Here is a 21,454-nt window from a genome sequence, read left to right as displayed (position 1 = left end):
TTCGTGACTGCTTTAAATCAATTATATCCGCAAACGCTTTGGCAATGGTTCGAGCAAATTTGTTCAATTCCCCACCCTTCAAAACATGAACAAGCTCTTTCAAGTCATATCCAACAATGGGCAAAAGAAAAAGGCCTCAGTGTTGTTGAAGATAAAGTCGGCAATCTTATTATTCGTAAGCCTGCAACCGCTGGCATGGAAAATTGCAAAGTTGTTGCTTTGCAAGCCCATATTGATATGGTGCCGCAAAAAAATGCCGATAAAGTACATGATTTTGAAAAAGATCCTATTGAAGCCTATGTTGACGGTGAATGGGTAAAAGCCAAAGGAACCACCTTAGGTTCTGATAATGGTATTGGTATGGCCTCTGCATTAGCGGTATTAGCCAGTGACGACATTAAACACGGCCCATTAGAAGTGTTGTTAACCATTGACGAAGAAGCTGGCATGACCGGTGCTTTTGGTTTAGAGGAAGGCTACTTAGACGCTGAAATCTTAATTAACACTGACTCTGAACAAGAAGGTGAGATCTACATGGGCTGTGCAGGCGGTGTAGATGCGCAAATTTCTGTGCCGTTATCTTGGCAAGCACCAGAGCTAAGCAATAAGTCATTCAAGCTAACCATGTCTGGCTTAAAAGGCGGTCACTCTGGGGTGAATATTCATCTAGGGCGCGGTAACGCCAACAAATTATTAGCACGCTTTTTGTTTAAATACAGTGACACTTTAGCCATTGAGCTGGTTGAGTTCACTGGTGGCTCACTACGTAATGCAATTCCACGTGAAGCCAACATTAGCTTTATGCTACCGGCTGAAAATGTTGACGCATTAAACACTGCTATTGCAGAGTTTCAAGCGATGGTACGTGAAGAGTTAGCCATTGCTGACCCAGCGATGCTGCTTACCCTTGAAGCCATTGAGGCCCCAGCTAAAGTGATGGGTGAAGATGCGCAAAACAGCTTAATTGATTTACTACATGCTTGCCCTAATGGTGTGCTACGCATGAGTGATGAAGTAGAAGGCGTTACTGAAACTTCGTTAAATGTGGGTGTGATTAATACCGAACAAGAAAGTGTTGAAATTCTTTGTTTAATCCGGTCATTAATCGATTCTGGCCGTGATGAAGTTGAAGGCATGTTAAATGCATTAGCAAATCTAGCGGGCGCGGGTATTGAATTCAGTGGTGCATACCCGGGCTGGAAGCCTGATAATAGCTCTCCAGTTATGGCTATTGTGCGTGATACTTATAATGATATTTATAAAAAAGACCCAACCATTATGGTTATTCATGCTGGATTAGAGTGTGGCTTATTTAAAGAGCCGTATCCACACATGGACATGGTGTCTATTGGCCCAACTATTCGTTATCCACATAGTCCTGATGAGATGGTTAATATTGAAACCGTTGGACAATACTGGCAACTTCTATTAGCCGTATTAGAACGTATTCCTGCTAAAGCCTAATTTACCACGGCTTATATAGTCAGGCGAAAATGAATCTTAAAACTGCAAATCGAGTTGGGTAACTGACTTTGTTTGCAGTTTTTTTTCGCTTTGTTCTGCTAAACCAACACTGACCCCAATTAATCTTATTCCACGTCCGTGGCTTCGGGTAAGTGCTTGCTCAAGTAACTGATAAAACACATTAACTGAAATCTCATCACTGCGTTGTTCAATGGTGGTTTGCTTAAAATCATTAAACTTCAGTTTAACCACCTGTTTATGAATGCCCCTATCTTTAGCACTGCGATTAATTCGATTATCTAACTCTTGAATTAATTGCGGCAACACCTGATGACATTGGGCTAAAGTAAAAATGTCTTTTGCTAGGGTGGTTTCTACACCCACTGACTTTCTAACGCGATTATTACTGATCTCTCTGGGATCAATACCATTAGCACGCTCGAGTAGCACTGAGCCAAACTTACCAAATGCAGCCAATAACTTATGTGACGGATATTGTTGGACATCTTCACAAGTCTCTAAGCCTAATGCAGACAGCTTTTCAGCAGTCACTTTACCCACTCCGGGTATTTTTTTAAGGGGAAGTGTTTTGATAAACGTCGGGATATCCTCGGGAGTAATAACATATTGGCCATTGGGCTTATTTAAATCAGACGCTATTTTGGCCAAAAACTTAATGGGTGCGACACCAGCTGAAGCAGTGAGCCCTGTTTCGTTATAAATATCTGCACGAATTGCCTGTGCAATTAAGGTCGCACTGCCATGATGTTGCTGGCAGTCAGTGACATCAATAAACGCTTCATCTAATGATAACGGTTCAATTAAGTCACTATAACGCTGAAAAATTTGCTGAATTTGCGTAGAAACCGTTTTATACACGTGCATGCGGCCAGGCACTAATACGAGCTGAGGACATAATTTCAACGCCTGATAGCTCGACATAGCCGACCTAACACCAAATTTTCTGGCAGCATAATTACAGGTGCTGATCACCCCACGGCGATCACTTCTGCCTCCGACGGCAATGGGCTTATCTTGCAGCTCAGGAAAATCACGCATTTCAACCGCTGCAAAATAACAGTCCATGTCGATATGAATAATTTTTCTTGTCATATCATTCTCAAGCTAAAAAATCCTTCAAGGGCATTCACCTTTAAGGTATTAAATGCTGTTGAGGCTAGTTTTGGATTACACTGACTCAATCAGCAATCACACCAAGCACTGTTCATTTATACAGTATAACAATTTTATATTGTATTGCACCCTAGCTAAGTAATTTTATATTCAGAAATGAAGCTTGAATAAAAATAACAAGAGAAGTTAGGCACCATTAGTCACTACTATGTCAGGGTAGCTGGTGCCTATTTTGAATAATAGAATAAGTAATTTACTTTTTCAGCGGGTCTTTAAATACTGTATTGCAGTCTTGTTCATATCAACAAATATCCAACCTTGTGTTTTACTGTCAAACTCAGACTAGACTTATTAATCAATAATGGATTTTAGTTGCTGTACTGTTTGTTGTGGCACAAATTCACCCAATTGATTTATACATTGTTCAAAGGCAAAAGCGACTGCCCCTTTTTGGTAATTTCTGGCTAATATTTCACATTGAGCATATTTATGCTGCGAGTTACCACTGACTTCAAAAGCATGATTGAGGGCTTTGCTGGCTGCCATTAAATTATCTTTTTCTAACGAGAGTCCATACACATACCAATAATGGGCAATAGTTTTGCCGATTTCTGCAGCCTGTTTTAAATACCCCTGAGCGGCTTTATTCTGGCCTTGTCTTAATAACGATAACCCTGCACTAAAGGCAATTGAGCTGGAATTTGGCTGTGCTGCCATTCCGACTTTCAACACTGTAAATGCACGGTCTTCTTTATCTAAACTACGATATAAATCAGCCAAATTGACATAACTCACTTCATAATTTGGCTCAATTTCAATAGCTTGTTGGTACTGTTCAATGGCTTTGCTGGTTTCGCCTAAGCTTAAATAAACATTAGCCAAATTGGTTCGTCCAAAGCCTCTATCTGAATTGAACTTTTGAATATCTATATACTCATCCAAGGCAGGCTGTAACAGCGCTTTTTGCTTAGGGCTCATTTCGGCATAATGGCTTACTAATGCGACAGCAGTTTCAGTTCTAACAGCCAGAACGGGATCGCTCAATAACGCAATTAAAATGTTCCAACGATCAGCAAACTCATAACCTGATGAACCTTCAATAGCGCCAATACGGATCATTACACTGTCACTTTTCACTGCTCTAGCTAATGCTACCGTGGTATTTTTATTATTCTTGCCCCCCATGCGGTGTAATGCAGAACCACGGATAATATCTTTCAAAGCCACATTTTGTGATGAATAAGCCAGCGCATTCGCCGCCTCTTTATGGCCGATGGAATCAGCATAAAATGCCACTGAAAAATGCTGACTATTACGGTACTTTGACTGCGGAAACCATTGTGCTAGTTGCTCGCTTGCCCATTTCGCATCTTTATCTTTATGACATGAAGTACACACATTTGGTGTACCAATATGTTGACTCAAATCAGGACGAGGAACATGCCAACTATGATCGCGGCGGGGATCTATTTCCATATACGTGGTTTCAGGCATATGGCAAGTCACGCATAGTGAAGCCTCTGAATCCGCTGCATGGAACGTATGCTTGTCTGCGGTATATTCCGACGCAACATGACACTGCAAGCATAATGACTCAACCGGCATTATCAGTTTTGCTGAATGGGGGTCATGGCAATTAGTGCAAGTTAGCCCTTTTTCTGCCATGGTTGATTGTAGAAAAGAGCCGTATACATAAACTTCGTCATAAATTTTCCCGTCGTCATAATACAATTCTGGGGTAATTAGGCTTAACCTATACTTATCAAAAAACGAGCCTTTAACATGGTCTGCGGTATCATTTAATTGTGCTCGACGACTATGGCATTGAGCACAGGTTTGCAGTTGATCTGTTTTGTTAATTTGTTTTGGCTGTAAAATACGACGGTTTTGTTCACCGCTCCATTCTGACACGGCTTTAGATAAGTCTCGGTCAAAACCAAAGTGTGCTACTTTTTCGAAAGTGCTGTTAGATTCTTCGGCTTTTGCAGCCAATGTAATATGCTGATTTGCTGACCCATGGCATGCCTCACAACCCACATTTATTTCAGAGAAGGTTGTCGAGTAAGTATTGGTGTCAGCATTATAATTCTTCTTTAAATTGGTTGAGTGGCAGTCTGCACACATAAAGTTCCAATTTTGGCCGGTATTTGTCCAATAAAATTCATCCGTTGGAGTCATATCGGGGTACAGATTAAACCAGCGTTGCCCCCCTTGTGCTTTTGTTCTGGAGTCCCATGCAAATGGAATAAGTTGCACTCTACCATCTTCAAACTCAATCATGTATTGCTGTAATGGTTCCCAGCCCAAAGTATAACTAATTTTATAGTCTTTCCAGTTGCCGTCAGGCCCTTGAATATTAACCCAGTATTGTTCACCTTTGCGGTAAAAACGATTTATTTTCCCCTTTGAAGTAAGGCTGCCATTGTCAAAGTTACCTAATACAAAATCTTCAGTAGCATGCTTCATCGCCATATCATGGTGTGAGCCTTGCCAATCGGCAACTTGTTGCTGATGACATGTTACACACACTTGGCTTCCAACAAAGTCAGCAGAAAGTTGCGAGGGGTTCGCTGGTTTTTCCAAATTAATTTGTTGAGCAGAAAGCGAAAAGCTTAATAGAATAAACAGGCTATATAACGCCGGTGTCCATGTTAATAATCGAGTCATCTATGCCCTATCTCTTTTATGTTGTATCGCCTGAGAAGTTTTATTTTCAATAACTCCAACAAATTTTGACTACTAATCCATATCGTTCATTACTCATTAGAAATACAGCCTGATATCAGGCTTGCTTTATCTGTAACCGATACTCAATGAATGTTTTCCTAGTGGATACTTTTATAACAGATAACTAAATTGGCTCACACCGCAACTATTAGCCAACATAAATAAACTGGAGATTGAAATAAATACTTTAAATTCGAAAATTCTAGCTTCTGCTCATAAGGCAAAGATAAGTCAATCAAGAGAGTAATGGAAACTATGGCTATCAAACTATAAGTTAAAAAAAACCCAAGCTCTTTCGAGCTTGGGTTTTTTACTGGGTAAAATGCTAGCTTACATTTTTGTTTGTAAGTAGTTTTGTAGACCAACACGTTCAATTAAACGTAGTTGTTTTTCTAACCAGTACATGTGATCAGACTCTGTATCATCTAATAACACTTCTAAAATTTCACGAGTTTGATAATCGCCTTTTTCTTCACAAAGCTTAATCACTTTACGTAAGTCATCAGCGACTTTGTATTCGTAGTTTAAGTCGTTCTCAAGCATTTCTTTAACATCTTTACCAATGTTAAGTGCTTCACGACTTGCAACATCTGGTGTGCCTTCTAAAAATAAAATGCGCTGAACTAATTTAGCCGCATGAACTTTCTCATCATCAGATTCATGTAAAATACGGGTATATAATTCGTCAAATCCCCAATCTTCATACATGTGAGCATGGACGAAATATTGATCCATAGCAGACAGCTCGCCAGTGAGTAAGCTGTTTAGTGCGTCAATAACTTCTTGATTGCCTTTCATAATCTTGTCCTATTAATCTTTAATTTGTGATTGAAGGTAATTTTGAATACCTGTTTGACTGATTAATTCTTGCTGAGATTCAATCCAGTCTAAATGTTCTTCTTCGTCTTCAAGCAAGTCTTCTAATAAGTCACGGCTAACGTAATCTTGCTCTGCTTCGCACAGTTTGATGACATCACGTAGCACAGCAATTTGTTCAGTGACGGCTTGCATATCACAGCTGAGCATTTCTTCAGCATCTTCGCCAATACGTAATTTATCGAGCTGTTGTAAGTTTGGTAGCCCTTCAAGAAACAACACACGTTCAATTAACTTATCAGCATGCTTCATGTCTTGAATGGATTTTTTGTACTCTTTTTCATTGAGTTTTTCTAAACCCCAATGTTTGAACATACGCGCATGCAAGAAGTACTGGTTAATTGCGGTCAGTTCGAAAGTTAACACTCGATTTAACTGACTAATGACTTTTGGATGACCTTTCATAATGATGTCCTTGATATAAAAACTTGATCTGGATCAATTTAAGACAGGATAGTACATGTGGAGCCGGATTGCAAAATTTCTTTATATTTCAACAATATACTATTAATAATCATTATCATTACAACTTAGGTTTGTAACTATAATAACTCAGATAAATAAATCTTTAGGTATAAAAAAAGCCTTCTAAATGAAGGCTTTTTATTCACATTAACTCACTTAACTGCTTAGCCAGTAATGCGTTTATGTAATTCTTGTACTGAATTTACATTGCTACGGTCATCTGCTGAATGTGCTAAACAAGTAGCAAATGCAGCATTTAAGGTCGTGGTGTAGTTCACTTTATAACGCAGTGCACCGCGACGAATTTGACGTGAATCTTCAATCGCCTGACGACCTTCTGTGGTGTTAATGATGTAGGTATATTCATCATTCTTGATACGGTCAAGAATATGAGGACGACCTTCATGCACTTTATTCACCAAACGAGGGTTAATGCCTGCTTCACCTAATACTACCGCTGTACCGTGAGTTGCATCGATTTCATAACCTAGCTCAATTAACTGTGCTGCTAATGCGGCAACACGTTTTTTATCGCTATTACGTACAGAAATTAATGCACGGCCAGACTTAGGCACTTCTGACGTTGCACCAAGCTGTGCTTTTGCATAAGCTTCAGCGAAGGTTTCACCTACGCCCATAACCTCACCAGTAGAGCGCATTTCTGGGCCTAATAGTGGGTCAACACCTGGGAACTTATTGAACGGTAATACCACTTCTTTTACAGAGTAAAATGGTGGAATCACTTCTTCAGTAAAGTTTTGATCTTTCAAGCTTTGACCGGCCATCACTCGTGCAGCAATTTTAGCTAAAGGCACGCCAGTGGCTTTAGACACAAAAGGTACTGTACGTGCTGCACGTGGGTTAACTTCAATCATGTAAATGACGTTGTCTTTAACCGCAAACTGCACGTTCATTAAGCCTACAACGCCTAATTCGAAAGCCAGCTTTTTAACTTGCTCACGCATTTGCGCTTGAATATCAGCACTTAAGCTATATGGCGGTAATGAACAGCCTGAGTCACCTGAGTGAACACCCGCTTGCTCAATGTGCTCCATAATGGCGCCAACCACTACTGTTTCGCCGTCACATACTGCATCAATGTCCACTTCAATCGCGTCATCTAAGAAGTGATCAAGTAATACTGGTGATGAGTTAGACACACTTACCGCTTCATTAAAGTAGCGTAGTAAGTCTGGCTTATCGTATACGATTTCCATTGCACGGCCACCTAGAACATAAGATGGACGAACCACTAACGGATAACCAATGTTTTCAGCTTCAATAACTGCACTTTCAACGGTGGTTACAGTGGCGTTTTCAGGCTGTTTCATGCCTAAACGCTCAATAGCTTGTTGGAAACGTTCACGGTCTTCTGCACGGTCAATTGCATCTGGGCTAGTACCAATAATTGGTACACCAGCAGCTTCTAGCGCACGTGCTAGTTTAAGTGGCGTTTGACCACCGTATTGAACAATAACCCCTTTTGGTTTTTCAATACGTACAATTTCAAGTACGTCTTCTAGGGTTACTGGCTCAAAGTATAAACGGTCTGATGTGTCATAGTCGGTTGATACGGTTTCAGGGTTACAGTTCACCATAATGGTTTCATAACCGTCTTCACGTAATGCTAACGCCGCATGTACACAACAATAGTCAAACTCAATACCTTGACCAATACGGTTAGGACCACCACCTAATACCATGATTTTTTCACGGTCAGATGGGTTAGCTTCACACTCTTCTTCATAAGTAGAGTACATGTAAGCTGTATCTGTTGAGAATTCAGCAGCACAGGTATCAACACGTTTGTAAACAGGGTAAATATCGTGGCGTTGACGTAATTTGCGTACTTCGCCTTCATTCACACCTAATACATCAGCTAAACGTGCATCAGAGAAACCTTTACGCTTTAACTGGCGTAAGTAGTTTTGGTCAAGACCTGACATACCTAACTCAGCAACTTTAGCTTCGTGGGCAATTAAGTCTTCAATTTGAATTAAGAACCAGTGATCAATGTTAGTTAACGCAAAAATATCGTCACGGCTTAAACCGGCACGGAATGCATCAGCAATGTACCAAATACGGTCACAACCTGGCTCTTTTAACTCGTGGCGAATACGTTGTAAGGCTTCAGTTGACTGTAAATCAACAATTGAATCGAAACCGTTACGGCTCACTTCTAAGCCACGTAATGCTTTATGAAGTGACTCTTGGAAAGTACGGCCAATGGCCATCACCTCACCAACAGACTTCATTTGCGTGGTTAGACGGTCATTTGAACCGGCAAATTTTTCAAAGTTAAAGCGCGGTACTTTAGTTACAACGTAGTCAATTGATGGCTCGAATGACGCCGGTGTTTTACCGCCAGTAATGTCGTTGCTTAGCTCATCTAATGTGAAACCTACGGCTAACTTAGCGGCAATTTTTGCAATCGGGAAACCGGTTGCTTTAGAAGCAAGTGCAGATGAACGCGATACACGCGGGTTCATCTCAATAATCACCATACGGCCAGTGTTAGGGCAAATACCAAACTGTACGTTTGAACCACCAGTTTCAACACCAATTTCACGTAATACCGCTAAAGAAGCGTTACGCATTAATTGGTATTCTTTATCTGTTAGTGTTTGCGCTGGAGCAACGGTAATAGAGTCACCAGTATGAACACCCATTGGGTCGAAGTTTTCAATTGAACACACGATAATACAGTTATCGTTGCGGTCACGAACCACTTCCATTTCATACTCTTTCCAACCAATTAATGATTCATCAATCAATAATTCGTTAGTAGGTGAAAGGTCTAAACCTTGAGAACAAATCTCTTCGAACTCTTCTTTGTTGTAGGCGATACCACCGCCACTGCCACCCATGGTGAAAGAAGGACGAATAATACAAGGGAACCCAACTTGGTCTAGTACACCATAAGCTTCTTCCATTGTGTGGGCGATACCCGCACGAGGACATTCTAGACCAATGGATTTCATTGCAGTGTCAAAACGGCTACGGTCTTCAGCTTTATCAATTGCATCAGCTGTTGCGCCAATCATTTCAACGTTAAATTCTTTTAAAACGCCTTTTTCTTCTAGCTTCAATGCACAGTTAAGGGCTGTTTGACCACCCATTGTTGGCAAGATAGCGTCTGGACGTTCTTTGGCAATAATATTGCGAACCACTTCCCAGTGAATCGGCTCAATGTATGTCGCATCGGCCATTTCAGGATCGGTCATAATGGTTGCTGGATTAGAGTTCACCAGAATAACGCGATAACCTTCTTCACGAAGTGCTTTACAGGCTTGAGCGCCTGAATAGTCAAACTCACACGCCTGACCAATTACAATTGGACCGGCACCTAGGATAAGAATACTTTTTATATCGGTACGTTTTGGCATTGCTTCTGTCTTCTCCCAGATAACTACTTAGCGTGCTGACGGTATTGTTCAATAAGCTCGATGAAATGATCGAACAGTGGTGCGGCATCGGTTGGCCCAGGGCTAGCTTCAGGGTGTCCCTGGAAACTAAACGCAGGCTTATCAGTTAAATGGATACCTTGTAATGAGCCATCAAATAATGACTTGTGGGTCACTTTGATATTAGCGGGCAATGAAGCTTCATCTGCAGCAAAACCGTGGTTTTGGCTGGTGATCATCACATTACCTTGCTCAATATTACTGACTGGGTGGTTTGCACCGTGGTGACCAAACTTCATTTTTAACGTTTTAGCACCTGAGGCTAACGCTAATAATTGGTGACCTAAACAAATACCAAATACCGGAATATCAGTTTTTAGAATTTGTTGAATCGCCTCGATGGCATAATCACATGGCTCTGGATCTCCAGGACCATTTGATAAAAATATACCATCTGGGTTCATAGCTAAAACCTCTGCTGCAGGTGTTTTAGCAGGAACAACAGTTACATCACAACCACGGTCTACTAGCATACGTAAAATGTTACGCTTAACGCCATAGTCATATGCAACCACTTTATATTTTAATTCTGATTCTGGGGTATCAGACGGTAAACCACCGACTAATTTCCAGCTACCATTACGCCATTGGTATGGCTTTTCGGTAGTCACTTCTTTGGCTAAATCCATGCCTTTTAAGCCTGGGAAAGCTTTGGCTTCCGCTAGGGCTTTTGCTTCGTCAAGGTCACCCACCATAATACAACCGGCTTGGGCACCTTTTTCACGCAGAATGCGAGTTAACTTACGGGTATCAATATCGGCGATACCAACAACGTTGTTTGCTTTTAAGTAATCACTTAAAGATTGTTGATTGCGGAAGTTACTAGCAACTAAAGGCAAATCTCGAATAATAAGGCCACAAGCATGAACTGAATCAGACTCTGTGTCTTCATTATTGGTACCGGTATTACCGATATGAGGATAAGTTAAAGTTACTATTTGGCGTGAATATGACGGATCCGTTAAGATTTCTTGGTAACCTGTCATTGAAGTATTAAAAACAACTTCACCAACAGAAACACCGGTAGCACCAATTGCTGTGCCAGAAAAAACGCTTCCATCTTCGAGTACGAGTAAGGCAGACTGTGTCAACGCGACCTCCAAAAAGAGCCAAGCCACTGAAATTAATTAGATTTATTTTGCACTAAGATACCAATTTCCGCTAAAATACGAAATTTTGACAAATTCGGGCGATCATACAAGACAATCTCCACTTCGTCTATATGCAATAATGCTAATTTCAGAAAAGTAAGTTTCAAAAAAAACCACCAAATCAATGGTGGTTTATTCATTTAATCATTTAGCCCAAGGACTTGCTGCATATCATACAGCCCTGGGTTTTGATCAAATAACCAATAAGCGGCACGCATTGCACCGTTAGCAAAAGTCATTCGACTCGACGCCTTATGGGTTATTTCTAAACGCTCGCCAATATCGGCAAACATTGCGGTGTGTTCACCCACTAAATCACCAGCGCGAATGGTGGCAAAACCAATGGTGTCTCGGTCACGTTCACCAGTAATGCCTTCACGGCCATATACTGCGCACTTTTCAAGATCTCGTCCTAAGGTTTCTGCAATCACTTCACCCATTTTAAGCGCAGTACCTGACGGTGCGTCTTTCTTAAAACGGTGGTGACCTTCAATAATTTCAATGTCGGTATAGTCACCCATCACTTCTGCGGCAAGTTCTAATAACTTCCACATCAAGTTGACACCCACTGACATGTTAGGCGCAAACACAACCGGTGTTTGCTCAGAATAAGCGCCAATCTGTTCTTTTTGAGCATGGTTAAAGCCTGTTGTACCAATCACAATGGCTTTGCCATTACGAGCACACCAGTCTAAATGCACAATTGAGGCTTCAGGTGAGGTAAAGTCGATTAACACATCAAAATCATTTACGACATTATCTAGTGAGTCAGTAATGGCAACATTCATTGAGCCAACACCAGCAAGCTCACCTGCATCAACACCTATTAGTGTAGAGCCAGAGCGTTCAATTGCCGCACCAAGATATATAACATCTTGATGTTTAGCCGCTTCAATTAAGGTACGCCCCATACGGCCACTGGCACCCACAACGGCGACTCTTACTTTTGCAGTCATATGTTCTCCCAGTGAAAGTTTTATCTTAGTTACTAAGAATTAACTTACAATTTAACTAAACTAGCTTAATACAAAAACGCCTAAGATAACTTAGGCGTTTGTGACAAACTTAGATGATGTCTAATAATTCAACTTCAAATACTAATGCAGTATAAGGAGGAATTGATGCACCAGCACCACGCTCGCCATAAGCTAAGTGATGTGGAACATATAATTTAAGCTTAGTACCTACAGGCATTAACTGTAGCGCTTCAGTCCAACCAGCAATAACACCAGAAACAGGGAACTCAGCAGGCTGACCACGAGTAACAGAACTGTCAAATACTTCGCCGTTTAAGAAAGTACCGTGGTAGTGAGTACGTACAGTTGAATCAACCGTTGGCTTTTCACCGTCACCTTGAACAAGTACTTCATATTGAAGGCCTGATTCAGTTACGGTTACTTCGTCACGTTTAGCATTTTCTGCTAAAAATGCATCAGCTTCAGCTGTAGCGGCTTCTGCAGCGGCTTCTTGAGCAGCTTGTAAACGACGGCTAATTTCAGTGAAAGCCGTTTGTAAGTCTTCCATAGAAACTTGGCTTTCTTTACCTGAAAATGCATCAGCTAAACCAGCTTGAACAGCAGGAATATCAATTCCTTCAAAAGGATTAGCGGCTAATTGCTCACCCATTTGACGACCTACACCATAACTTGCATGCTGTTCCATTGTGCTGAATACATCTGACATAATTTCTTTCTCTCAATTAACAATTAAAATTTGCACGGAGTCTATCACAATTTCTCCGTCCATGCTGCTCAAATAGCCTTGATTAACACTATTTTCAGCCGTTAATTTTACATTCAGTCAAAGACTGTTTTCTTGCTTGAGTATATAACGGCATAACTTTGGCTTGAGCATTTTGTAATTCGTTAATTCGATTACCATGAGATGGATGGGTAGACAGTAGTTCAGGCCCTTGTTCTCCACCCGCTTTGGCCATGTTTTTCCAAAGTTCGACACTTTGTGCGGGGTTAAAGCCCGCTTTTGCCATCAACTCTAATCCTAAAATATCGGCTTCACTTTCTTGGTCGCGACCAAAAGGTAAAATAATACCCACTTGTGCCCCTAAACCTAACCCAGCCATGTATAAATCTTTATTAGCAACGCCACTGGCACCTAACGCCACATCAGCAGCCTGCATACCAATTCCGGTAATCTGAGAGCGTGAGACTTGTTCATTCCCATGTTGCGCTAATACGTGAGCCACTTCATGCCCCATTACGGTAGCTAATTGATCTTGATTAATCGCCACGTTTAATAGCCCGGTATATACACCAATATGTCCACCAGGAAGAGCAAAAGCATTCACTTGATCAGAGTCAAATAACACCACTTCCCATTTTTGACTTTGATCAGGCAAAACTGCGGTAATTCTGTCGGCAATACAATTCACATATTGTGTTTTAGCCTTGTCTTGAGAAATTTTTTGTTGTTGCTTCATGGCCTCAAATGACTGAGCCCCCATCTGTTGCATTTCAGAATCGGAATACAGCAACGCTTGCGTTCGCCCTGTAGGTGACGTACTGACACACCCAGAACAAATAACCGCAACAATGGCACTTAGCAATAATGACTTTTTCATCTAACTCTCCTTGATATAAACCTTGAGATGAACTTTTAAGTTAAGGGTTATTTAATAACAAAATGCCCCGCATAAGCGAGGCATTTTTGTTAGAAAAATTTCAATTAACTGTTTAAGTCTTGAAAAAACTTCTTCACACCATCGAAAAAGCCTTCTGCTTTAGGGCTATGCTTTTTTGACTGTCCCGTTAAAGTGGCTTCAAACTCACGCAATAATTCTTTTTGCTTTTCGTTCAAATTAACTGGAGTTTCCATAACCACTTTACACAGTAAGTCACCTACTGCGTGGCTGCGAACTGACTTAACCCCTTTACCTCGTAAACGGAACATACGGCCGGTTTGGGTTTCTGTAGGTATTTTCAGGTTCACTTTACCATCTAAAGTGGGCACTTCAATTTCACCACCTAATGCCGCTTTGCTGAACGAGATAGGCACTTCACAGTAAAGGTTATTGCCATCACGAGTGAAGATACTATGTTCACGTACGCTAACCTGAACATATAAATCACCTGGAGGAGCACCAAACTCGCCTGCTTCACCTTCACCAGATAAACGAATTCTGTCACCAGTATCAACACCAGCAGGAATTTTAACCGATAAGGTTTTGCTTTTTTCTACGCGGCCTTCACCATGACACTTGTTACAAGGGTCTTTAATGATTTTGCCACGACCATGACAGGTTGGACACGCTTGCTGAACAGCGAAGAAACCTTGACGCATTTGTACTTGGCCTTGGCCATGACAAGTTCCACACGTTGTTGCTTGAGTGCCTTTTTTAGCACCGCTACCATCACAGCTATCACAAGATGCCAGTGTTGGAATACGGAGCTCTTTGGTTAAACCACGAACAGCTTCTTCAAGAGACAGTTCTAAGTTGTATCTTAGGTCACTGCCACGTGCAGCCTGGCGTTGACCACCACGACGGCCACCACCAAAAATATCACCGAATACATCACCAAAAATATCGCCAAAATCACCTTGACCACCACCAAAGCCGCCGCCACCGCGATTAGGATCAACACCGGCATGACCGAATTGATCATAAGCGGCTTTTTTGTCGCTATCAGTTAAAATTTCGTAAGCTTCTTTGGCATCTTTAAAGTTTTTTTCAGCTTCTTTATCACCTGGATTTCTATCCGGGTGAAACTTCATAGCCAAACGCTTATAGGCTTTTTTGATTTCACGTTCACTGGCGTCACGTCCAACACCAAGAACTTCATAATAATCACGCTTTGACATAGTGTTTTGCTTCTCGAAGGTTTGCGTAAATTTAATAATCTAAAATTGTGCAAACGGGCGTTAAAGGTGAACCTCAACGCCCGCGTCAAAAATCATTAGCAAATGGCTAATTATTTTTTGTCGTCTTTCACTTCTTCAAACTCAGCGTCAACAACATCATCAGCAGGGTTGGCTTGCTGTTGGCCAGCATCAGTAGCTTGTTCTGCACCTGCAGCACCACCTTGAGCTTGCGCCTTAGCTTGAGCAATTTCCATTAACTTAGCTGAAGCTTCGATAAGTGCTTGAGTTGATTTCTCAATCGCTTCTTTATCGTTGCCTTTAACTGCAGTTTCAACTTCAGTCATTGCCGCTTCAATTTTCTCTTTGTCTTCGCTTGGTAAGTCATCACCCGCTTCAGTCACTTGCTTTTTGGTTGCATGTACTAAACCGTCAGCTTGGTTACGCGCTTGAACTAATTCTTCAAACTTCGCATCTTCATCAGCGTTTGCTTCAGCATCACGAACCATTTGCTCAACTTCTTCGTCGCTTAAACCAGAGTTCGCTTTAATGGTAATGTTTTGTGCTTTACCTGTTTTCTTATCGGTCGCAGACACTTTTAAGATACCGTCAGCGTCGATGTCGAAAGAAACTTCAATTTGTGGCATGCCACGTGGTGCTGGCTCAATACCTTCTAGGTTAAATTGACCTAAAGATTTGTTGTAGCTAGCTTGCTTACGCTCACCTTGAAGTACGTGAATAGTTACCGCACTTTGGTTGTCTTCAGCTGTTGAGAACGTTTGACTTGCTTTAGTCGGGATAGTGGTGTTCTTCTCGATAAGCTTAGTCATTACACTACCCATGGTTTCGATACCAAATGATAGTGGAGTTACGTCAAGTAGTAGAACGTCTTTAACGTCACCCGCTAATACACCACCTTGAATTGCCGCACCTACTGCAACAGCTTCATCTGGGTTAACGTCTTTACGTGGCTCTTTGCCGAAGAAGTTTGTTACTGCTTCTTGTACCTTAGGCATACGTGTTTGACCACCAACTAAGATAACTTCGTTGATGTCAGATACTGATAAGTCAGCGTCTGCTAAGGCTACTTTTAACGGTTCTAATGAACGAGTAATTAAATCTTCAACTAAAGACTCTAATTTAGCACGAGTGATTTTAACCACTAAATGCTTAGGACCTGTTGCATCAGCAGTGATGTAAGGTAGGTTTACTTCAGTTGAAGTTGTGCTTGATAATTCAATTTTCGCTTTTTCAGCCGCTTCTTTCAGACGCTGCATCGCTAAAGGATCATTACGTAGATCTAAGCCTTGGTCTTTTTTGAATTCGTCTGCTAAGTAGTTGATTAAGCGAGTATCGAAATCTTCACCACCTAAGTGAGTGTCACCGTTGGTTGCTAATACTTCGAAAGTTTGGTCACCGTCATTGCTGTCGATTTCAATGATAGAGATATCAAATGTACCACCACCTAAATCGTATACCGCAACAATGTTGTCGCCTTGCTTCTTATCAATACCGTAAGCTAAAGCAGCAGCCGTTGGCTCGTTGATAATACGTTTAACTTCAAGACCAGCAATACGGCCAGCATCTTTAGTTGCTTGACGTTGTGAATCGTTGAAGTAAGCAGGAACAGTAATAACCGCTTCAGTTACTGTTTCACCTAAGAAATCTTCTGCTGTTTTCTTCATTTTTTTCAAAATTTCAGCAGAAACTTGTGGTGGTGCCATTTTGTTACCACGTTGCTCAACCCATGCATCGCCATTGTCAGCCGCAATGATTTTGTACGGCATGATGTCAACATCACGTTGAACTTCGTCATCTTTAAAACGACGACCGATTAAACGCTTAATAGCAAAGAAAGTATTTGCTGGGTTGGTCACTGCTTGGCGTTTTGCCGGTGAGCCAACAATTGTTTCATCATCGGTATAAGCAACGATAGAAGGAGTTGTACGATCACCCTCTGCATTTTCAAGTACACGCGCTTTACCGCCATCAAGGACTGCCACACATGAATTTGTTGTGCCTAAGTCGATACCAATAATTTTACCCATGAGGTCCTCCGAAAATTGACGATATTCGCCATAAAATTTGTTATCTGGTTTCGATATGGGGGTCGGCAAAGTGTTTTTCAAGCATTAATTTGCTTTATCTACTTAGCGGTTTTTAAGCCCCCGAATATCTCTTAACACTCTATATAGGGGCGGGAATTTCATTTACAAGGGCTAACATTAAAAATTATGCTGTTTTGCTAATATGCCTTATGGCAAAATAGCACCACACATTACTTATTGAATATTGTATACAACTTAACTGTATATATTGATGGACGCTTTTAAGATAAAGCAAAGTGATCATCATTAAGGAATCCCCTTTGAAATCAAATCAATTAGCTTACATCTATGGTTTAGGTGCCGTTTTACTGTGGTCAACTGTTGCGACGGCGTTTAAAGTCGCATTAGGCTTTTTTAGCCCATTACAACTCGTATTCGTAGCGGTTGTGACCTCAATTATCGCACTTTCAGGCATATTAATTTATCAAGGTAAGTTAAATTTGTTGCGTAGGCAGTTTTTGTCTCGCCCTCAATTTTACTTGATGAGCGGCATACTCAACCCGTTTCTATATTATTACGTGCTATTTGCCGCCTATGATTTATTACCGGCGCAACAAGCGTTATCACTTAATTACACTTGGGCTATTTTATTACCAATATTATCAGTGCCTCTTCTGGGGCATAAGCTGACCAAAACAGACATAGTAGCTGCGGTTATTGCGTACCTTGGGGTATTTATTATTGCCACTGGAGGCAATATCACCAATATGAGCTTTGATAGTCCGTTAGGGATTACTCTTGGGTTATTCAGCACCGTGTTATGGTGTTTATATTGGATAATTAACACCAAAGATACAGGCAACCCTATCGTTAGCTTGCTACTGAGCTTTATCATCGGCCTCCCCTTAGTTGTCATCACCTTACTTTTTACTGATAGCCTCCCCTCCTTAAACTTAAACGGCCTGTTAGCCGGTATGTATGTTGGGTTATTCGAGATGGGCATTACTTTCGTGTTATGGCTAATGGCGTTAAAACACACTGATAAAGCCGCTAATATGAGCACCATGGTCTTTTTAACCCCGGTATTATCGGTTGGATTTATCTCTTGGATTTTGCAAGAAGACATTCAAAACTCAACTTACATAGGACTGTGTTTTATTCTTTGTGGTCTAGCGATTCAAAAGCTTATGCCCAAAATGAATAACAAAGTTGATAAAAAAATGTCTCTATAAGTAGCAAACCCGACCATTTAACTCTATAAATGAAGGGATACTTTTATTTTGTATCGTTAGACATGGAGTTTAATAAGGGAGGAAGGCAATGGGATTGCCTAGATGGAATATTTCAGATAAAGCGGAGCGTCGGTTTCGTAGCATCATTTTAGCAATTGCGATGATTATTTTATGCTACGAAAAATTTTATGGCTCAAGTTCATCACAATATGCTGCAATGTATTTAGCGATATTCGCTATATTGGCCTGCTTTTTAACCAATAAAATACAACAGCGATTTTTCACCCATGTCATGGAATATGCACAAGCGTTTAGAATTGTGTCATTAATCATGCTGCTGTGCTTTTTCTGCGTCTGGCTGTACATCAAATACCAACATTTCAGCAACCCTGATGTAGAGTTTACCCAAGTAATTTTAAATAATTTACTCAGTAGTTAATCAATTCTCGCCCATAACAGTGGGTAAAAACTGATTAAATCAGAGTTTTATTTTATTATGGGTATTTTATCTAGTTTCAATTGTTCAGTGACGTTGCGCCAACCTTCGCAAATTTGAGCAAGGCTTTCTCGTCGTTGTGGAAACTGCTCAGCCATATTAGACATCACTTGAATTTGTAGCTCACAAAGCTCATTCCAGCGTTTAGCATTTGAAATAGTTGCCATCACATCATCCTTAATGAAAGTGCCATTGTTTGTTAGGCTGTAGCTCTATTAAATGACCATAGAGCCTGCTGCAATCAATTTTTGACTGTCATAAAAATGTAATACACAAATCCATAGTTCGCCATGTTCAACCTTAAAAAATTAGATTTGTCACCGTTTTTTGATAAAAATTGATTGCGTAGCAACAGCAGAAGCGTATCTTTAAATTGTCATATTTAGCTACCTATAAAAATGACAAAAACTAACATTGGGTTTGGTAATAGAAGGACATATACAATGACGGAAACGGTATTCAAGGTATTGTTTGTTTTAGTGATTTTCATTATCGCTTATAAGCTTATTTTTTCAGGGAAAAGAGGATTAACCTTATTTGAAATGCATTTTAAACAGGGCCGATTAAACCGACATAAAGGTAAAATCCCTGAAAAATTTGAACGAGATTGCCGAGCCATTGCCAAAAAGCATAAATTAACCTGTACAGTTAGAGCTGAGAAGAATAACCAGGTTAGATTGCATGTTTCAGCCAATGTTGGCGATAACTTAACCCAGCAGATCAGAAACATTTTTCCTTTCGAATACTATGACCGCAAACAAGTCGACCATAGTAAATTGCAAGGGTAAAAAATTAAGCCAAGCGTCTTTAAGTCGCTTGGCTTAATATTGTTAATAGGGTTTCCATAGTACAAGTTAGTTAACTTTTTTGAATAACTAAAGTCACTTGAGCGACTGTCACCCCAAATTTAATAATGTCACTTTTATTAATAATGGTGTTCTCATCCACTAAAAACATCCAATCATCAAATTCAACTTCATACTCACTCCCCTCTACAGGCAACTTCATGTCATACCGCCAACGCAGGGCGCTGCCGTTAGCTTGGCCTTCCGCTACACCTAATATATCGTCTGCACGGCCTTCATATTGGCCATTACCTAGGTCTGTTAAGTACCAAATACGGGTTTGTTTTTCACCGTCGTCATATACAAACCACTCTTTAAGTACGCCTTTTTTTCCTTCAGGAGAGTCTTGCCATTCTCCAGTCATTGTGACGGTAAACTTACGAGTCACTTTGCCAGAAAAATCCTGCACTATGCCTGCTGCGGTTAACTCGCCATCAAAAAATGTCACTAGGTTGAGCTTAGGGGTTGTTTGATCGTAATCATCAATTGAAGCCGATGAGCAAGAAAAAAGGCTTAAACAAGCGAGTATTGCGAAGAACGTTTTATAAGGTGTTAGCATCATTGTTTTATCGCTCCAATCAGTTGCTGACGAAGTTCAGGGCGAGTGGTTTTTTCAGAAAGCCAAATGCCGACAAAAGCCTGGCTAAACTGGTGATCATTTAATTGATAAAAGCTTTGATCGTTAAATAAAAATTCTGCTTTGGACTCATCATGAATAACAAAACTTAAGCGATCATTTTCATTCACATCTGGCCACGCTTTATCAAGGTGAAAACGAATGCTGTTGATAACCTCTTCAGGTACACCTATTTTCTGCCACTGCTCAACCGTAGCAGACATTAACTCTTGTGAACTGATATCACGGTGATATTCAATTTCTAACATCAAAGGATACTGTTCAGGTTGGTATTGTCCGCTAGCTGAATACAGCTTGGCTAAGTAGATATCTAACCATAAAAAGTCCATATCAGCCTCACCCACTTGAGTTAAAGCCAGACGTTGATACACAGGGTAAGATGTCGTATTTACAGTAGTCGTTGGTGTAATATAAGAGTCGGAATTTTGGGCGTTTTCCAAGTTATCTGCAATGGCCAATGGTGTTATAACTGTAAGTGCCAGTGCCGTCAAAAATTGCTTGTAAGTCGCCATTTTCATCACTCCCGAAGTTAAAAACTTATTAACCTTAACCTGTTTAAAACTTGTTAGTCAGGGTTCAGGTTACTTATGCTTTGCAATGTAGAGTAATACGGGAAAAAGCACTGACCAGATCACAATCAAGGCCACCGTTGAAAACATTGTCCCTAAAGGCAACGACACAGCACCCAGTTTAAAACCAGAAAAATAACTCAAACTACCAAAGACCCCACCTAAAACAGCTTGAATTGTCACCGGTAATTGCTGAGCAAATTTAAGGCTGCTATTAAGTGTTAGGGCAAAAAACACCCACAACACCATTAACCACCATGGCGTTTGGCTAAACTGAAATAAGTCAAAATAGATCAAGCAGAAATCAGTACAAATCCCCATTAGACCAATTAACAACATCTGCTGAAAATCGCGTTTGGGATGAGATGTGAGTAAAAAATGAAGCCCAATAAAGGCGATACTTAGGGCAATAAATTGATTTTGGTACAACACCCCAAGCCACCAAATACATTGAAAGCTAATGGCATTAATAATAACTTTCAATGTTGTGGGGCAAGCTTTGAAACGACTTATTAGGGTATTTTCCATCAAAG

At 40.6% G+C, this 21,454-nt stretch carries 19 protein-coding genes; 4 read left to right on the top strand and 15 right to left on the bottom strand.

What is annotated here, in order from left to right:
* The first annotated feature begins 3 nt into the window (after positions 1–3).
* Entirely contained in the window at positions 4–1,464 is a 1,461-nt protein-coding gene (locus L2672_RS01205) for an aminoacyl-histidine dipeptidase (RefSeq protein ID WP_248994006.1), read from the top strand.
* 36 nt (positions 1,465–1,500) lie between these two features.
* Here L2672_RS01205 and dinB read toward each other — a convergent pair whose 3' ends face one another.
* From dinB to dnaK, 11 genes are all read right to left on the bottom strand, one after another.
* Positions 1,501–2,577 carry a DNA polymerase IV gene (dinB, locus tag L2672_RS01200; RefSeq protein ID WP_248994005.1) on the bottom strand — a complete coding sequence of 359 codons (1,077 nt, stop codon included), beginning with the start codon at positions 2,575–2,577 and terminating at the stop codon, positions 1,501–1,503.
* Positions 2,578–2,949: 372 nt separating this feature from the next.
* The gene (locus L2672_RS01195) at positions 2,950–5,265 is read right to left on the bottom strand and encodes a cytochrome c3 family protein (RefSeq protein WP_248994004.1); all 2,316 of its coding nucleotides are present in this window, start codon (positions 5,263–5,265) and stop codon (positions 2,950–2,952) included.
* 390 nt (positions 5,266–5,655) lie between these two features.
* Positions 5,656–6,123, bottom strand: coding sequence for a bacterioferritin (gene bfr, locus L2672_RS01190; protein ID WP_248994003.1), 468 nt, complete (start codon positions 6,121–6,123; stop codon positions 5,656–5,658).
* 12 nt (positions 6,124–6,135) lie between these two features.
* A complete protein-coding gene (bfr, locus tag L2672_RS01185) occupies positions 6,136–6,606 on the bottom strand; it encodes a bacterioferritin (protein WP_248994002.1) in 471 nt (156 codons plus the stop codon).
* A gap of 224 nt (positions 6,607–6,830) precedes the next feature.
* Positions 6,831–10,052, bottom strand: a complete 3,222-nt coding sequence (gene carB, locus L2672_RS01180) for a carbamoyl-phosphate synthase large subunit (protein ID WP_248994001.1) — start codon at positions 10,050–10,052, stop codon at positions 6,831–6,833.
* Positions 10,053–10,075: 23 nt separating this feature from the next.
* On the bottom strand, positions 10,076–11,233 hold the full coding sequence (carA, locus tag L2672_RS01175) for a glutamine-hydrolyzing carbamoyl-phosphate synthase small subunit (protein WP_248994000.1): 1,158 nt from the start codon (positions 11,231–11,233) through the stop codon (positions 10,076–10,078).
* A gap of 188 nt (positions 11,234–11,421) precedes the next feature.
* Entirely contained in the window at positions 11,422–12,237 is an 816-nt protein-coding gene (dapB, locus tag L2672_RS01170) for a 4-hydroxy-tetrahydrodipicolinate reductase (protein WP_248993999.1), read from the bottom strand.
* A 109-nt stretch (positions 12,238–12,346) separates the two neighbouring features.
* Positions 12,347–12,964 carry a BamJ family beta-barrel-assembly machinery protein gene (locus L2672_RS01165; protein WP_248993998.1) on the bottom strand — a complete coding sequence of 206 codons (618 nt, stop codon included), beginning with the start codon at positions 12,962–12,964 and terminating at the stop codon, positions 12,347–12,349.
* 94 nt (positions 12,965–13,058) lie between these two features.
* On the bottom strand, positions 13,059–13,859 hold the full coding sequence (locus tag L2672_RS01160) for a M48 family metallopeptidase (protein ID WP_248993997.1): 801 nt from the start codon (positions 13,857–13,859) through the stop codon (positions 13,059–13,061).
* 104 nt (positions 13,860–13,963) lie between these two features.
* Positions 13,964–15,097: a molecular chaperone DnaJ gene (gene dnaJ / locus L2672_RS01155; protein WP_248993996.1), complete on the bottom strand. Its 1,134-nt coding sequence runs from the start codon at positions 15,095–15,097 to the stop codon at positions 13,964–13,966.
* A 110-nt stretch (positions 15,098–15,207) separates the two neighbouring features.
* Positions 15,208–17,142: a molecular chaperone DnaK gene (gene dnaK, locus L2672_RS01150; RefSeq protein WP_248993995.1), complete on the bottom strand. Its 1,935-nt coding sequence runs from the start codon at positions 17,140–17,142 to the stop codon at positions 15,208–15,210.
* Between the two features lie 320 nt (positions 17,143–17,462).
* Here dnaK and L2672_RS01145 point away from each other — a divergent pair, with 320 nt between their 5' ends.
* Together L2672_RS01145 and L2672_RS01140 are read left to right on the top strand one after the other, a co-directional pair.
* Entirely contained in the window at positions 17,463–18,374 is a 912-nt protein-coding gene (locus L2672_RS01145; protein WP_248993994.1) for a DMT family transporter, read from the top strand.
* An 88-nt stretch (positions 18,375–18,462) separates the two neighbouring features.
* Positions 18,463–18,813 carry a hypothetical protein gene (locus L2672_RS01140; protein WP_248993993.1) on the top strand — a complete coding sequence of 117 codons (351 nt, stop codon included), beginning with the start codon at positions 18,463–18,465 and terminating at the stop codon, positions 18,811–18,813.
* Positions 18,814–18,860: 47 nt separating this feature from the next.
* On the opposite strand, the gene L2672_RS01135 is transcribed toward L2672_RS01140, so the two are convergent.
* The gene (locus L2672_RS01135) at positions 18,861–19,037 is read right to left on the bottom strand and encodes a hypothetical protein (RefSeq protein WP_248993992.1); all 177 of its coding nucleotides are present in this window, start codon (positions 19,035–19,037) and stop codon (positions 18,861–18,863) included.
* A 276-nt stretch (positions 19,038–19,313) separates the two neighbouring features.
* On the opposite strand from L2672_RS01135, the gene L2672_RS01130 reads away from it, so the two are divergent.
* A complete protein-coding gene (locus tag L2672_RS01130) occupies positions 19,314–19,658 on the top strand; it encodes a DUF3634 family protein (protein WP_248993991.1) in 345 nt (114 codons plus the stop codon).
* 70 nt (positions 19,659–19,728) lie between these two features.
* Here the strand turns inward: L2672_RS01130 and L2672_RS01125 are convergent, their stop codons facing one another.
* The 3 genes from L2672_RS01125 to L2672_RS01115 form a co-directional block, all read right to left on the bottom strand.
* Positions 19,729–20,277 carry a DUF3833 domain-containing protein gene (locus tag L2672_RS01125; protein ID WP_248993990.1) on the bottom strand — a complete coding sequence of 183 codons (549 nt, stop codon included), beginning with the start codon at positions 20,275–20,277 and terminating at the stop codon, positions 19,729–19,731.
* A complete protein-coding gene (locus tag L2672_RS01120) occupies positions 20,274–20,864 on the bottom strand; it encodes a chalcone isomerase family protein (protein ID WP_248993989.1) in 591 nt (196 codons plus the stop codon). Before L2672_RS01120 ends, L2672_RS01125 begins: the two co-directional genes overlap by 4 nt.
* A gap of 69 nt (positions 20,865–20,933) precedes the next feature.
* The gene (locus L2672_RS01115; protein ID WP_248993988.1) at positions 20,934–21,449 is read right to left on the bottom strand and encodes a DUF2878 domain-containing protein; all 516 of its coding nucleotides are present in this window, start codon (positions 21,447–21,449) and stop codon (positions 20,934–20,936) included.
* Positions 21,450–21,454 lie beyond the last annotated feature (5 nt).

It is taken from the genome of Shewanella gaetbuli (assembly GCF_023284065.1).
GTDB classification, from domain to species: domain Bacteria; phylum Pseudomonadota; class Gammaproteobacteria; order Enterobacterales; family Shewanellaceae; genus Shewanella; species Shewanella gaetbuli.
Note: the sequence above shows the minus strand (reverse complement) of the source record. Positions and strands in the feature narration are given on the sequence as shown.

What these genes read in the sequence shown, in the direction of transcription:
- dnaJ (WP_248993996.1), bottom strand. Translation starts at nt 15,097, where the DNA reads ATGTCAAAGCGTGATTATTATGAAGTTCTTGGTGTTGGACGTGACGCC.
- bfr (WP_248994002.1), bottom strand. Translation starts at nt 6,606, where the DNA reads ATGAAAGGTCATCCAAAAGTCATTAGTCAGTTAAATCGAGTGTTAACT.
- L2672_RS01195 (WP_248994004.1), bottom strand. Translation starts at nt 5,265, where the DNA reads ATGACTCGATTATTAACATGGACACCGGCGTTATATAGCCTGTTTATT.
- L2672_RS01140 (WP_248993993.1), top strand. Translation starts at nt 18,463, where the DNA reads ATGGGATTGCCTAGATGGAATATTTCAGATAAAGCGGAGCGTCGGTTT.
- L2672_RS01135 (WP_248993992.1), bottom strand. Translation starts at nt 19,037, where the DNA reads ATGGCAACTATTTCAAATGCTAAACGCTGGAATGAGCTTTGTGAGCTA.
- carB (WP_248994001.1), bottom strand. Translation starts at nt 10,052, where the DNA reads ATGCCAAAACGTACCGATATAAAAAGTATTCTTATCCTAGGTGCCGGT.
- L2672_RS01130 (WP_248993991.1), top strand. Translation starts at nt 19,314, where the DNA reads ATGACGGAAACGGTATTCAAGGTATTGTTTGTTTTAGTGATTTTCATT.
- L2672_RS01115 (WP_248993988.1), bottom strand. Translation starts at nt 21,449, where the DNA reads ATGGAAAATACCCTAATAAGTCGTTTCAAAGCTTGCCCCACAACATTG.
- L2672_RS01160 (WP_248993997.1), bottom strand. Translation starts at nt 13,859, where the DNA reads ATGAAAAAGTCATTATTGCTAAGTGCCATTGTTGCGGTTATTTGTTCT.
- L2672_RS01120 (WP_248993989.1), bottom strand. Translation starts at nt 20,864, where the DNA reads ATGGCGACTTACAAGCAATTTTTGACGGCACTGGCACTTACAGTTATA.
- L2672_RS01165 (WP_248993998.1), bottom strand. Translation starts at nt 12,964, where the DNA reads ATGTCAGATGTATTCAGCACAATGGAACAGCATGCAAGTTATGGTGTA.
- bfr (WP_248994003.1), bottom strand. Translation starts at nt 6,123, where the DNA reads ATGAAAGGCAATCAAGAAGTTATTGACGCACTAAACAGCTTACTCACT.
- dapB (WP_248993999.1), bottom strand. Translation starts at nt 12,237, where the DNA reads ATGACTGCAAAAGTAAGAGTCGCCGTTGTGGGTGCCAGTGGCCGTATG.
- dnaK (WP_248993995.1), bottom strand. Translation starts at nt 17,142, where the DNA reads ATGGGTAAAATTATTGGTATCGACTTAGGCACAACAAATTCATGTGTG.
- L2672_RS01125 (WP_248993990.1), bottom strand. Translation starts at nt 20,277, where the DNA reads ATGATGCTAACACCTTATAAAACGTTCTTCGCAATACTCGCTTGTTTA.
- dinB (WP_248994005.1), bottom strand. Translation starts at nt 2,577, where the DNA reads ATGACAAGAAAAATTATTCATATCGACATGGACTGTTATTTTGCAGCG.